This window comes from Paraburkholderia haematera (assembly GCF_905220975.1).
In the GTDB taxonomy this organism is placed as follows: domain Bacteria; phylum Pseudomonadota; class Gammaproteobacteria; order Burkholderiales; family Burkholderiaceae; genus Paraburkholderia; species Paraburkholderia haematera.
The window spans coordinates 192,759-206,094 of the sequence record NZ_CAJNBK010000002.1 but is presented as its reverse complement, the minus strand read 5'-3'; the positions used below and the strand labels follow the sequence as shown (position 1 = coordinate 206,094).

Sequence of the window (13,336 nt, the reverse complement as noted above, 5' to 3'; positions counted from 1 at the left end):
GCTTCTCTTAATGCAACCGCCGTGCCATTGATCGATCACGCAAATGCGATCAATCAGCAATCAATTCCGCCTCGATTCGACATGCGACTCGAAAATTTTTTTGGCGCGAAGGTTGCATATAGCCGGGGCGTCGCATGCAATCGCCCTGAACCCCGCGATATCGCACCAGCCGAGTGCGATTTTCCCGCTGAGACGAGTCGGCGTGGTGCACTCATTCACCACGGACGATCAATCCGATCATTGATCGCATCCGGATGCGATCAATGATCTTCACCCCTAGCCGAAGGCTATCAATGAGCAGCCCGACACATCACTGGATCAAACGCCTCGCCGACATCCGCAAGCCGGCCTACCTTGCGATTCCCGATCTGATCGAAGAGGATCTCGCCACCGGCCGCCTGCGTCCGCGCGACCGCTTGCCGGGACTACGCGATCTGGCCGAAGAACTTGCGCTGAACTACACGACGGTGGCGCGCGCCTATGCGGAAGCGCGCAAGCGCGGCTTGCTCGATTCGCGCGCGGGCAGCGGCACCTTCGTGCGTGGCCGAACCGCTACCTTGCCACTTGCCGGAGGAAGCAGCATCGAGATGTCGATGAATACGCCACCCGAGCCGCCCGATTACGCGGCCCGTTTGCGCGACTCGGCAGCGCACCTGATGAGCGGCAGCGATCCCTATCAGTTGCTGCGCTATCAGGACTTCGGCGGCTCGGCCGCCGACAAGGACGCGGGCGCCGAATGGCTGAAGCGTCGCGTGCCGCATTGCGACGCGCAGAACGTGCTGGTGTGCCCCGGCATTCATAGCGCGCTGGTAGCGCTCGTCTCGCAGTTGGCGCGGCCCGGCGGCACGATCTGTCTCGACACGCTGGCTTACCCCGGCATCAAGGCAATTGCCGCGCAGCTCGGCGTGCGTCTGCAAGCCCTGCCGCGCGACGACGAAGGTCCGCTCGCTCACGCCTTCGAAGCGCTCTGTAAGACCGACAAGCCGAGCGCGTTCTATTGCAATCCGACGCTGCAGAACCCAAGCACGCTAACGCTCACGCACAAACGACGCGAGGCGCTCGCCGACGTCGCGTTGCGCTACAGCGTCCCGATCATCGAAGACGATGCGTATGCGATGCTGCCGCAGAGTGCGCCCGATGCGCTCGCGAGCTTCGCGCCCGAACTGACCTACTACGTGACGGGTTTATCGAAGAGTCTCGGCGCCGGTTTGCGAGTGGCGCATCTGCACGCGCCGACTGCCAGGCAAACGCAACGCCTCGCCGGCGCGTTGCGTGCTACAACGGTGATGGCAAGTCCGTTTACGGTCACGCTCGCGACGCAATGGATCGTCGACGGCACCGCGCTCGATATGCTCAACGCGATCCGCAATGAATCACGCGCACGTCAGGCGATTGCATCGCGCATGCTCGAAGCGAGGCCTTACGAAGCCCATCCGGACGGCTTTCATTTGTGGTTGCCGGTACCGCCCGAAAGCGGCTGGAGTACTTCCGAACTTGCATTGCAACTGCGCAACCAGGGCATTGCCGCCGTTGCGGGGGCGGCCTTCTCCACCGACGGAAATCCGCCGAACGCAATGCGCGTGTGCCTCGGCGGCTCGAAGACGCGCGACGAATGCGAAGAGGCGCTGCGCATCGTGGGCGAGACGCTCGACCATCCGCATCATCTGCATTCTCCGGTGATGTGAAACCATCTGCCTGCCTCGACACATAGCCTCGCATAGCGTCATACCCATCGTTATCGTCATACAAATACAGCGCCCTGCAATTCACTGCCGGGCGCTGTTTCGGCATCCATTGAAAACCCCGCGCCGCGCGAAAAAAAAATGTAGCATCGCGGCGCGCCGCCACAAGCGGCGTTGCCGGCCGCCGTCAGAAACTGAAAGCATTACCCGCTCAAGTCCCCCCTGCCCACGCCGTATACCGCGTGTGAGGCCCCCGCCTCACCGACTACGGCTCACTGCTTACTCCGAAAGACTCCCGACATGTTCTCCTCCATTCGCGCGCGCATCGTCGCCCTGTGCGTCGCCATCGTTGTGGTTGCGCTCGCTGCTAACGCGGTTCTCAACTATGTCGTCGCCAACTCGTATAACGCCGATGCCATCGAAAGCAGCCTGAACGCTGTCGAAAGCGGTCATGCAGACGGTATCGAAGACTGGATCGCCACGAATAGCCAGATGATCAACTCGCTGCAGGAAGCCGTTCTGCAACCCGATCCGTCCGCCGCGTTGAAGCAGATCGCCGCAGCCGGCAAGTTCACCAACGTATACGTCGGCTACGCGGACAAGACCGCGAAGTTCTCCGACCCGACCGGCATCCCGCCCGACTACGATCCGACTGGCCGTCCCTGGTACAAGCAGGCCGCCGCTGCGGGCAAGCCAGTGGTGACGCCGCCGTATGTGGATGTGGGCACGGGCAAGCTGGTGGTCGCGTTTGCCGCGCCCGTGGTGCGCGACGGCGTGGTGAAAGGCGTGGTGTCCGGCGACGTCGCGATGGACAGCGTGATCGCCAACGTCAAGGCGATTCATCCGACGCCCGCGAGTTTCGGCATGTTGATCGACGCGAGCGGCCATATCGTCGCGCACCCGGACGGCAAGCTGACCTTGAAGCCGGTGTCGGACCTCGCACCCGCTCTTGCCGGCGACAAGCTGGCCGCGCTCTTCAGCGCCGGGCATCCGGTTGAAGTGGACGTGAACGGCAGCACGAAGCTGCTGCGCGCCGAGACCATTCCCGGCACCGACTGGTACGCGGTGGTCGCGCTCGACAAATCGGAAGCGACCGCGGGCATGCGATCGCTGCTGACCGCCTCGGTCATTGCCTTGATCGTGATTGCCGTTATCGCCGCCGCGATCGTGGCCGCGGTCACCGCCGTGTCGTTCCAGCGCCTGTCAAAAGTACGCGACGCGATGGACGCAATCGGCTCCGGCGAAGGCGATCTGACACAACGCCTGCCGGCCGCCGGCAACGACGAAGTGGCGCAGATCGCGCGCTCGTTCAATACCTTCATCGACAAGCTCAGCCACGTCATGCGCCAGATTCGCGACGCCAGCGAATCGGTGCGCGTGGCCGCCAATGAAATCGCCGCGGGCAACGTCGATCTGTCGGGCCGCACCGAATCCGCGGCGGCCAGCCTGCAACAAACCGCTGCGTCGATGGAAGAAATCACCTCGACGGTTACGCAGTCGGCCAGCGCCGCGAAGCAGGCCGACGATACCGCCGTCTCCGCATCGCGGGTCGCTTCGCGCGGCGGCGTGGTGATCTCTGACGTGATTACGACGATGGGCGAGATCGAGCAGGCGTCGGTGAAGATCTCCGACATCATCGGCGTGATCGACGGCATTGCGTTCCAGACCAACATCCTCGCGTTGAACGCGGCGGTTGAAGCGGCGCGCGCCGGCGAACAGGGCCGCGGCTTCGCCGTGGTGGCCGGCGAGGTTCGCAGCCTCGCGCAACGCAGCGCCCAGGCGGCGAAGGAAATCAAGGCGCTGATCGAATCGACCGTGGCGAGCGTGACTTCCGGCTCGGGCCAGGTCCGCCAGGCCGGCGAGACGATGACGGAGATCGTCAGCAACGTCGCCAACGTGACGACCATCATTTCCGAAATCACTCAGGCGGCCAACGAGCAAACGCGCGGCATTCAGGAAGTCAACCGCGCGGTCAGCCAACTCGACGAAATGGTTCAGCAGAACGCCGCACTGGTCGAGGAATCCACGGCGGCCGCCGCCGCGTTGCAAAGCCAGGCGGTGAGCCTTGCCAGTGCCGTCACGCAATTCAAGCTGGACTAAGGTACACCAAAGGAAATCGCAGTGACGTTCTATAGAAATCTGAAGATCGCCGTTAAGTTGGCGCTGCTCGGCGCGGTGCTGCTCGCCGCGACGATCGTGGTCGGCCTGGAAGGCTGGCATGCATTGTCGAATACCCATGCGTTGCAAATCCAGTCCGCGCAAACGCTTGGCCAGTATGCGCAAGCCGCCGACACGGCACGCGTCGCGCAGGTCGAATTCAAAAAGCAGGTGCAGGAATGGAAAGACCTGCTGCTGCGCGGCACCGATCCGGCTGCGTTCGCTAAATACCGCGACGCCTTCAGCAAGGAGAGCGGCACGACGCACGCCGCATTGCTGCGATTGAAAGATCAACTGAGTGCATTGGGTGCCAAAGTCGACGGCGTCGACAAGGCGCTCGCCACGCATGCGTCGCTGCAGGACAGCTACCTCGACGCGCTCAAACGCTATGACGCGGCCGATCCGAATACGGCACACGTGGTGGACGGTCTGGTCAAAGGTATCGACCGCGCGCCGACCGCCGCGATCGACGACATCGTCGCCTCGGTGATGCAACAGGCGCAAGACTCGAACGCGCGCACGGGCGAGGCTGCGGAACACGCGTACACGCTCGCCAGCGTGCTGCTTCTGTCGGTCGTGATCGGCTCGCTCGGCGTGGGTACGTTCGCGATCTGGTTCCTGAGCCGCAGCATCACGTTGCCGGTCAGGCAGGCGGTGGGGGTCGCGCAAGCGGTTGCGGCAGGCGATCTGCGCGCCGACGTCGCCGTGGCGAGCCGTGACGAAACCGGCCAGTTGCTGGTCGCGCTCAACGAAATGAATCAGCGCTTGCGGCATATCGTCAGCGAGATTCGTGAAGGCGCGAACACCATCTCCTCAGCGACGCAGGAGATCGCCGCGGGCAACCTGGATCTATCTGCGCGCACCGAACAACAGGCCGCCTCGCTCGAGGAAACCGCCGCATCGATGCAGCATTTCACCGACTCGGTTCAGCGCAACGCCAGCAACGCACGCGAGGCCACCACCCTCGCGCAAACGGCTGCACAGGCGGCGCGCGACGGCGGCATCGTGATGACCGACGCGGTACGCACAATGGGCCAGATCGACGCGGCATCCAAACGCATCGTCGATATCATCGCCGTGGTCGAAGCGATCGCCGCGCAGACCAACATTCTGGCGCTCAACGCAGCCGTCGAAGCGGCGCGTGCCGGCACGCAAGGGCGCGGCTTCGCGGTGGTCGCGAGCGAAGTGCGCAGTCTGGCTCAACGCTCGGCCGACGCCGCGCGCGAGATCAAGGCACTGATTCGTGAGTCGGTAGCCACAATCGACGCCGGCACACAGCTGATCAACCACGCGAGCAATACGATGGACGGCGTGGTGCAAAGCGCGGGCAGCGTGACGCGCATCGTCGAGGCGATCGCGACGGCGAGCGTCGATCAGGCAGCGGGCATTGCGGAAGTGAACGACGCGGTCACGCAGATGGATCAGGTGACGCAGAGTAACGCGGCTTTGGTGGAGCAGGCGGCCGCGGCGGCTGACGCGGTGCAGAGCAAGGCCTCGGGTCTGGTGCAGAGCGTGAGCTTTTTCCGGATCGGTGTGGCGGCTTCCTAAGACCCGAAGTCGAGCCCGCCGATCAATATTGTCGGCTCACCCTGGGTGTGCGAGACAAAATCCAGTTCGCGCACGTGGCGCCAGGCTTCCAGCTTGCGTGGCAGTGCTGCAAGGTAGCCGGCGAAGCGCGCCGGGCCTTCTGCTCCCATCAGACGTTCGATTTCGTCGCTGTCCCAGGTGAGAAACAGATTTAACGGGTGTGGGTAGTGGCCGAGGCTCTCGATCGGCGATGCGTGGATTCGCACGCGGGTGGGGTGGCCGTGGCCGCCGTACGGGAGGATTTCGGTGTGTACCGTGGTGGCGAAGCAGGCGGCGATTGCTTCGGCTATGCGGGGGGCGAATTGTTCATCGAAACGGGTGGCATGCGCTGGGTGCATCTGTGTCTCCGACGGCTTTCTGGATGGTTTGCGGTGCATCGTAGCATGGGGGGTTGGTTCTGGATTTTTGGGCCTTGCCTTGTTTTCTTAGTGGTCTATTAGCGTTCCCCCTGTGCGGGGGGGCACCTACTTTTCTTTGCCTGCCGCAAAGAAAAGTAGGCAAAAGAAAGCGGCTCACACCGCCAGTTCTTAAGCGGGTCCCCCGCGCAGTCACGGTAGTGGTGCATCTGGAATCTGTGTTCTCGCACATTCGGCGCGGGTGACAAAGGTGTCATTCGCTCCCACTCCGCACTGCGTGCTTCGCGGATGGGTATGCTGCGGAAACCCGTGGGGGCGCGCCCGCGCAACTGGTCGTTCTTTCGGACGTTCTTTGCGTCTGACTCAATCGGTGAGGTTGACCTGGATCGTTGGGCCTCCGACAACCTCGTCGTCCGATCGAGCGAATCCCGGCGCGCGTACTCACCCGGCGCGTTTGTTTCGTTGGGTCCGATTGGCGCGCCAGCGAATCAGAACGCCGACCAGTGCGGCGAAGCCCGCCGTGGCCGCGTAACCGGCAAGGCGGATGGCCTCCTCATCCGGAAGACGCGAAACCAGCACAATGAGAATGGCGATTGCAAACAGAACGAGAAATGCGATTGTCCATTTCATCTGCGTCTCCCCCGAAGGTCGATGTGCCGCAAGGCGCACGGCTATTCCGCCGTTTTGTTAAGCATGGCCGCGTGTCAGGCGGCGGTGCCGGTGCTGCTTTGTTCTCCACGTCATCGCCGTTCAAGCGGAGCGCCCTCTTCCGTGTGCCTGGTCCAGAATGAACTCGATAAATGTCGCCGCCGCACGCGTGTGATGACGATTCGGCATATAGAGCATGTACATATTCGTACCGAAGACGCTTAAACGCCATTCATCAAGCGCCGTCACCACATCCCCACGGCGCAGGTCGTCCTGCATCACATAATCAGGCACCAGACCGACACCCAAGCCGGCCAGCACCGCCTGGCGCAAGAACAGAAAGTTCTCGGAAATAATCGTCGGCTCAAGCAGCACCTCGTGGCGTTCGTCGCGTAGATACGCCGCCACGCGCAACTGCCTGCCGACCACCGCCGACGTAATCAACGGCGCCGTGCGCAAATCGTCCAGCCGCACCGGCATGCCACGGCTCTCGACAAAATCCGGTGAAGCACAGGCAACGTATCGCACCGGCCCCATGTCCCGAGCAACGAGATTCTGCGGCGGCTCGGACATCACCCGAACCGCAATATCGACCTCGTCGCGCATCAGATCCTCAACGCGATTTTCGAACAACACATCCAGCACGATGCCCGGATAAAGACGCTTGAACGCGATCAGCCAATCCGACATCACCAGTTGCCCGTAGCCGCTCGGCACACTCAACCTGACCCGCCCCTGCAAGCTCTGCCCGAGCGTGGTGACCGATTCGCGCGCGGCCAGCAGCGCATTCTGGATCGTGCGCCCATGCTCGTATAACTGCAGACCGATTTCGGTCGGCTCGACCCGGCGCGTGGTGCGCCTCACCAGTTGCAGCCCGATCGAACGCTCCAGCTGGTTCAGGTGGTAGCTCACGTTCGCGCGGCTCATCTTCAACCGGCGCGCAGCTTCGCTCAGGTTGCCCGCATCGAGGATATCGACCAGCAAGGTCAGTGAATTGACGTCCATGATCGGGTCTTTGTCAAAATAACTTTGACAGTCTGTCAACGGTCTATGTAATTGTCAATAAACCTTGACCACCCCACAATCCAAGAATTCGCCAGACCCGGTATGCCCCGATTTGGCCGGGCGCGGCCCCGCAACAGACAATCAGGAGACGACACGATGACCCTCACCCCTTCCGCCGACGTTGTGACGCGCGAATTGCACGGCAAAGTCCTGCTGGTCACGATCGACCATGCGCCAGTCAACGCCCTCTCCGCCGACGTGCGGCGCGGCCTGCTTGCCGCTATCGAAGCCGCGAATGCCGACAGCGCCGTTGAAGCCGTGCTGATCGTCGGCGCCGGGCGCAATTTCATCGCGGGTGCGGACATCCGCGAGTTCGGCAAGCCACCGGTGCCGCCGTCGCTGCCGGACGTCTGTAACCGCATCGAAGCGTGCGCGAAACCGGTGGTGGCCGCTATTCACGGCGCCGCGCTCGGCGGCGGCCTGGAAGTGGCGCTCGCCGCGCATTACCGGCTCGCCGTGGATGGCGCGAAGCTCGGTTTGCCCGAAGTGCAACTCGGCCTGCTTCCGGGTGCAGGCGGCACGCAGCGCACGCCGCGCCTGATCGGCGCGCAAGCCGCGCTCGACCTGATCCTGAGCGGGCGCCACGCCGGCGCGAAAGAAGCGCTCGCGCTCGGCCTCATCGACCGGCTCGGCAGCAGTGACGACATCCTCGCTGAAGGACTCGCCTATGTGCACGAACTGCTGGCCGCTCACGCCCCCGTGCGGCGCACGCGCGATGCCGCCGCGCTAAGCGATCGCGCCGCGAGCCTTGCCGTCGTTGCCACCGCACGCACGGAAACGGCGAAGAAATCGCGCGGCCTGTTTTCTCCGCTCAAAATTGTCGATGCTGTGGAAGCCGCCGTCGAGCAATCTTTCGAAGACGGCCTGCGGCTCGAACGCAAGCTGTTCCTGGCATGCATCGACAGCCCGCAGCGTGCCGGATTGATTCACGCGTTCTTTGCCGAACGCGAAGTGCTCAAGGCGCCGGAAACCCGCGACGCAAAACCGCGTGCTCTGAACAGGATCGGCGTGGTGGGCGGCGGCACAATGGGCGCGGGTATCGCCGTCGCGGTGCTCGATGCCGGCTTGCCGGTGACGATGATCGAACGCGACGACGCGTCGCTCGCACGCGGCCGCGCCCACATCGAAAAGGTCTACGACGGCCTGATCGCCAAAGGCCGCATGAGTGCGGAGAAGAAAGCCGACGTGATGACGCGCTGGCAAGGCAGCACCTCGTACGACGCACTCGCTGACGCCGATCTGGTGATCGAAGCCGTATTCGAAGACCTGTCGGTGAAAAAGGCCGTGTTCGCCGAACTCGATCGTGTCTGCAAAGCCGGTGCGGTGCTCGCCACCAACACGTCCTATCTCGACATCGACGCGATTGCGGCCAGCATTTCGCGCCCCGCGGACGTGATCGGCCTGCACTTCTTCTCCCCCGCCAACATCATGAAGTTGCTGGAAGTGGTCGTGCCGAAACAGGTCAGCGCGGACGTGGTCGCCACCGCGTTCGAACTCGCGAAGAAGCTGCGCAAGACGCCGGTGCGTGCCGGCGTGTGCGACGGCTTCATCGGCAATCGCGTGCTGGCGGTGTATCGGGGCGCGGCGGACGCGATGATGGAAGACGGTGCGTCGCCCTATCAGATCGATGCAGCCGTGCGTGCGTTCGGCTTCCCGATGGGTCCGTTCCAGGTGGTCGATCTGGCGGGCGGCGACATTGGCTGGGCCTCACGCAAGCGGCGCGCCGCCACGCGGAACCCGCAAGCACGCTACGTGCAGATCGCCGACCGGCTTTGCGAACGCGGCTGGTTCGGCCAGAAGACCGGCCGCGGCTTTTATCTGTACCCCGAAGGTTCGCGCACCGGCACGGCGGACCCCGAGGTCGAGGCCATCATCGAAGCCGAACGCGAACGCGCCGGCATCACGCCTCGCCCTTTCACCGACGAAGAAATTATCCGCCGCTACATGGCCGCGATGGTCAACGAAGGCGCTAACGTCGTGCATGAAGGCATCGCGCTGCGGCCGCTCGATGTCGACGTGACCTTCCTCTACGGCTACGGTTTTCCGCGTTATCGCGGCGGTCCGATGAAATACGCCGATACGGTAGGCCTCGCCACGATTCTGGCGGACATCCGCGAGTTCGCCAAAGAAGACCCGCTGTTCTGGCAAGCGTCGCCGCTGCTGGTCGAACTGGTTGAACGCGGTGCCGATTTCGCGAGCCTCAACCAGCCGGCTTGAGACGGCAGCCTGTTTGTAGCATGCTCGACCGGTGGCGGTCTGATCGCCCCCGGTCCGGCGGACTGTTAAATATCGAGGAAAGAACCTGCCATGGATCTGAACTTCACACCCGAAGAAGAAGCTTTTCGCGCCGACGTGCTGCGTTTTTTGCGTGACAAGCTCCCGCAGCGTCTCGCCGGCAAAGTACACGGCGGCCGCCGTCTTACGCGCGACGACATGGCCGAGTGGCACGCGATTCTCAACGCGCAAGGCTGGCTCGCCAATCATTGGCCGAAGGAGTACGGCGGCCCGGACTGGAACGCCGTGCAGAAATTCATCTTCGAGAATGAATGCGCCTTGGCGGGGGCACCGCGTGTCGTGCCGTTCGGCGTCAACATGCTGGGACCGGTGTTGATCAAATACGGTAGCGAGGCGCAAAAACGCCACTGGTTGCCGCGAATTCTCGACGGCTCGGACTGGTGGTGCCAAGGCTACTCGGAACCGGGCGCGGGCTCGGACCTCGCATCGGTCAAGACCACCGCGGTACGCGGCACCGACGCACAAGGTGAGCACTACATCGTCAACGGTCAGAAAACGTGGACCACGCTGGGCCACTACGCGAACATGATCTTCTGCCTCGTGCGCACCGCCACCGACGTGCGCAAGCAGGAAGGCATCAGCTTCCTGCTGATCGACATAAATACGCCAGGTGTCGACGTGCGCCCGATCATCACCCTCGATGGCGAACACGAAGTCAACGAAGTGTTCTTCACCGACGTGCGCGTACCGGCTGAAAACCTCGTGGGTGAAGCGAACAAAGGCTGGACCTACGCCAAGTACCTGCTCACGTACGAGCGCACCAATATCGCGGGCGTCGGCTTCTCGGTGGCGGCCTTTAACCGGCTGCGCAAGATCGCCGCGAAACAGCGGCGCAACGGCCGGCCGCTGGCGGACGATCCGTCGTTCGCGGCACGCATGGCGCGCGTCGAGATCGATCTGGAGAACATGAAAACCACCAACCTGCGCGTGATCGCGGCGGTGGCCGGCGGCGGCGTACCGGGCGCCGAGAGTTCGATGCTGAAGATTCGCGGCACGGAAATCCGCCAGGAAATCTCCTCGCTCACCCGCCGCGCGATGGGACCGTATGCGCAGCCGTTCATAGAAGAAGCTTTGTACGACGGTTTCCAAGACACACCAGTCGGACCCGACGAAGCGGCAAGCGCTGCATCGCTTTACTTCAACAACCGCAAGCTGTCGATCTTCGGCGGCTCCAACGAAATCCAGAAGAACATCATTTCCAAAATGATCCTGGGACTGTAAGGGGCAAACGCCATGAATTTCCAGCACACCGAAGACCGCCGCATGCTGGCGGATACGCTCAACCGTTTTGTCACTGAACAATACGGTTTCGACACGCGCGACCGGATTGCGTGCTCGCCCGAAGGCTTCAGCTCCGAACTGTGGAACCGCTTCGCGGAACTCGGCATCATTGGCGCGTTGTTCGACGAAACGGACGGAGGATTTGGCGGTAGCGGCTTCGATATCGCTGTTGTCTTCGAGAGTCTGGGTCGGGGCCTCGTGGTCGAGCCGTTTCTCGATACGCTAATCGTCGGTCAGGCGCTCACGCGCGGTGGCGATGAAACGCAAAAGGCCGCGCTTGGCGATCTGATCGCAGGCGCCAAAATCGTTGCGCTCGCGCATGGCGAGCCGGACGGCCACTACGAACACTCGCGCGTGACCACACGTGCGGAACGCAACGGCAACACGTGGATGCTGAATGGCGCGAAAGCGGTCGTCCAGCAGGGCGAAAACGCTTCCCTCTTTCTCGTCTCCGCGCGCACGAACGGCGCCGACGATGCCGAAGCCGGCATCACGCTTTTTCTGGTCCCTCGCGAAGCCGCGGGCGTTAGCGTGCGCGGCTACCGCAAGATCGACGGCGGCCGCGCGGCCGAGGTTACGTTCGACAACGTCGCGCTGGGCGGCGATGCGTTGCTCGGCACGGCCGGCGAAGGGTTTGCGACACTCGAATACGCGATCAGTTTCGGTGTGCTTGCCTTGTGCGCCGAAGCGGTCGGCGCGATGGATGTCGCAAAGGACTACACACTCGAGTACCTGCGCACACGCAAACAGTTCGGCGTGCCGATCGGCAGCTTCCAGGCATTGCAACACCGGATGGCGGATCTGCTGCTCGAGATCGAGCAGGCGCGATCGGCGGTGATCAACGCCGCTGCAGCGCTTGGGGCCGAGCGCACCGTGCGGGAACGCGCGGTGTCGGCGGCTAAATATAGTATTGGCAGGATTGGGACGCTGGTCGCCGAGGAATGCATTCAGCTGCATGGCGGTATCGGCATGACGTGGGAGTTGCCGCTCGCTCACTATGCGAAGCGCCTCGTGATGATCGACCATCAACTGGGGGATGAGGATCATCATCTGGAACGGTTTATCGCCCTCGGGAGAGCGTGAGGCGTCCTGACACATCGAATCGCGATGCACGCCCGGCGCCGGGACAGGCCGGAGCGTGCCGCACAGTGAAGGTATCGCGGCTCAGCGTAGCCTGAACGCGTTTCCTGAACGTTTCCCGAACGTTTCTCAAACGTTTCCCAAGCGTTTCCCGACACGCGGCATCGGAGCCGCGTTTTCGTGCTCGCGTTTTTCCGTACTACCAGGCGATCGTTTGTCGTTGACGCGGATAGGCCATTATGGATAATGACCTGAAACAGGAGACTTTTTCTCCTCCCGGCGCGCATTGACTCGACACCACTCACTTGAAACCCACTTCGTCCAATCAGACTTACCGGCTCGCTACGGGTTACGCATTCGGCCTATCCGATATCGGGCTCGTACGCCGTAACAACGAAGACAATTTTCTGGTTGACGACGCGCTCGGTCTGGTCATTGTGTGCGACGGCATGGGCGGTCACGATGCCGGTGAAGTGGCGAGTACCGAGGCACTGGCGCTATTCCATCAGTTCATCGCGGAACTCGACCCTCGCGCGTTTCATACCGAACAACGCGACGATCCCGATGCCACGTTGCCTGGCCGGCATGCAGCGCAATCAGACGGCACCACGCCGCAAGGCACGCATCCCGCCATTACTGCTGCGACGCGCGCCGTCAAACACGTCAACGCGCAGCTCTTTGCGATCAATCGCAGTGATATGCGTCCCGATGGTCGCGGCATGGGCACCACCATGACCGGCATCTGGCGCCAGCCTCATTCGGCGACCATGGTGGTATTCCATGTTGGCGACAGCCGGCTCTATCGCTGGCGCGATAGCCGGATGCTGCAGATCACGAGCGACCAGACGCTCTATCAACAGGCGCTCGACGCGGGCATCACCGTCAACCTGCCGGGTCGCAACGAGCTGCTGCAGGCGCTCGGCCCGTCGCCCGCGGTCGAGCCTGAGGTGCACCGGCTCACGCCGAGGCCGGGTGACCTCTATCTGCTGTGCTCAGACGGTCTGTACGGTATGGTGAACGACCAGCAGATTTCAGACGTACTGCGCAACGCCACGCCCGAGACCCTGGTTGCGTGCAGCCATCAGCTTGTCGAACTCGCCAAACAGCATGGCGGCAAGGATAACGTCACGGTGGTACTGGTGTGGTTCGACGCATAGCGTCGAATTCCGATCCTTAGAAAGCAAG

At 62.9% G+C, this 13,336-nt stretch carries 10 protein-coding genes; 7 read left to right on the top strand and 3 right to left on the bottom strand.

Going from position 1 to position 13,336, the window contains the following annotated elements; genetic code table 11:
- Positions 1–293: 293 nt before the first annotated feature.
- From KHO23_RS05310 to KHO23_RS05300, 3 genes are all read left to right on the top strand, one after another.
- Positions 294–1,685 carry an aminotransferase-like domain-containing protein gene (locus KHO23_RS05310; protein ID WP_211609991.1) on the top strand — a complete coding sequence of 464 codons (1,392 nt, stop codon included), beginning with the start codon at positions 294–296 and terminating at the stop codon, positions 1,683–1,685.
- A gap of 297 nt (positions 1,686–1,982) precedes the next feature.
- A complete protein-coding gene (locus tag KHO23_RS05305; RefSeq protein ID WP_211609990.1) occupies positions 1,983–3,782 on the top strand; it encodes a methyl-accepting chemotaxis protein in 1,800 nt (599 codons plus the stop codon).
- A gap of 21 nt (positions 3,783–3,803) precedes the next feature.
- Complete coding sequence (locus tag KHO23_RS05300; protein WP_211609989.1) at positions 3,804–5,387, top strand: methyl-accepting chemotaxis protein; 1,584 nt, start codon at positions 3,804–3,806, stop codon at positions 5,385–5,387.
- On the opposite strand, the gene KHO23_RS05295 is transcribed toward KHO23_RS05300, so the two are convergent.
- The 3 genes from KHO23_RS05295 to KHO23_RS05285 all read right to left on the bottom strand — a co-directional run bounded on the left by KHO23_RS05295 (position 5,384) and on the right by KHO23_RS05285 (position 7,435).
- Positions 5,384–5,764, bottom strand: coding sequence for a DUF5594 family protein (locus KHO23_RS05295; protein WP_211609988.1), 381 nt, complete (start codon positions 5,762–5,764; stop codon positions 5,384–5,386). The genes KHO23_RS05300 and KHO23_RS05295 overlap by 4 nt on opposite strands.
- 459 nt (positions 5,765–6,223) lie before the next feature.
- Positions 6,224–6,412, bottom strand: a complete 189-nt coding sequence (locus KHO23_RS05290; protein ID WP_211609987.1) for a hypothetical protein — start codon at positions 6,410–6,412, stop codon at positions 6,224–6,226.
- Positions 6,413–6,532: 120 nt separating this feature from the next.
- The gene (locus KHO23_RS05285) at positions 6,533–7,435 is read right to left on the bottom strand and encodes a LysR family transcriptional regulator (protein ID WP_211609986.1); all 903 of its coding nucleotides are present in this window, start codon (positions 7,433–7,435) and stop codon (positions 6,533–6,535) included.
- 156 nt (positions 7,436–7,591) lie between these two features.
- Here KHO23_RS05285 and KHO23_RS05280 point away from each other — a divergent pair, with 156 nt between their 5' ends.
- The 4 genes from KHO23_RS05280 to KHO23_RS05265 all read left to right on the top strand — a co-directional run bounded on the left by KHO23_RS05280 (position 7,592) and on the right by KHO23_RS05265 (position 13,308).
- A complete protein-coding gene (locus KHO23_RS05280) occupies positions 7,592–9,712 on the top strand; it encodes a 3-hydroxyacyl-CoA dehydrogenase NAD-binding domain-containing protein (RefSeq protein WP_211609985.1) in 2,121 nt (706 codons plus the stop codon).
- A gap of 90 nt (positions 9,713–9,802) precedes the next feature.
- Positions 9,803–11,011, top strand: a complete 1,209-nt coding sequence (locus tag KHO23_RS05275; RefSeq protein ID WP_211609984.1) for an acyl-CoA dehydrogenase family protein — start codon at positions 9,803–9,805, stop codon at positions 11,009–11,011.
- 12 nt (positions 11,012–11,023) lie between these two features.
- On the top strand, positions 11,024–12,154 hold the full coding sequence (locus KHO23_RS05270; protein ID WP_211609983.1) for an acyl-CoA dehydrogenase family protein: 1,131 nt from the start codon (positions 11,024–11,026) through the stop codon (positions 12,152–12,154).
- 302 nt (positions 12,155–12,456) lie between these two features.
- Positions 12,457–13,308 carry a PP2C family protein-serine/threonine phosphatase gene (locus KHO23_RS05265; RefSeq protein ID WP_211609982.1) on the top strand — a complete coding sequence of 284 codons (852 nt, stop codon included), beginning with the start codon at positions 12,457–12,459 and terminating at the stop codon, positions 13,306–13,308.
- Positions 13,309–13,336: the final 28 nt, after the last annotated feature.

Bases quoted from the DNA above. Each gene is read 5' to 3' on its own strand.
- KHO23_RS05285 (WP_211609986.1), bottom strand. From the start codon at position 7,435: ATGGACGTCAATTCACTGACCTTGCTGGTCGATATCCTCGATGCGGGC.
- KHO23_RS05280 (WP_211609985.1), top strand. From the start codon at position 7,592: ATGACCCTCACCCCTTCCGCCGACGTTGTGACGCGCGAATTGCACGGC.
- KHO23_RS05275 (WP_211609984.1), top strand. From the start codon at position 9,803: ATGGATCTGAACTTCACACCCGAAGAAGAAGCTTTTCGCGCCGACGTG.
- KHO23_RS05290 (WP_211609987.1), bottom strand. From the start codon at position 6,412: ATGAAATGGACAATCGCATTTCTCGTTCTGTTTGCAATCGCCATTCTC.
- KHO23_RS05310 (WP_211609991.1), top strand. From the start codon at position 294: ATGAGCAGCCCGACACATCACTGGATCAAACGCCTCGCCGACATCCGC.
- KHO23_RS05305 (WP_211609990.1), top strand. From the start codon at position 1,983: ATGTTCTCCTCCATTCGCGCGCGCATCGTCGCCCTGTGCGTCGCCATC.
- KHO23_RS05295 (WP_211609988.1), bottom strand. From the start codon at position 5,764: ATGCACCCAGCGCATGCCACCCGTTTCGATGAACAATTCGCCCCCCGC.
- KHO23_RS05270 (WP_211609983.1), top strand. From the start codon at position 11,024: ATGAATTTCCAGCACACCGAAGACCGCCGCATGCTGGCGGATACGCTC.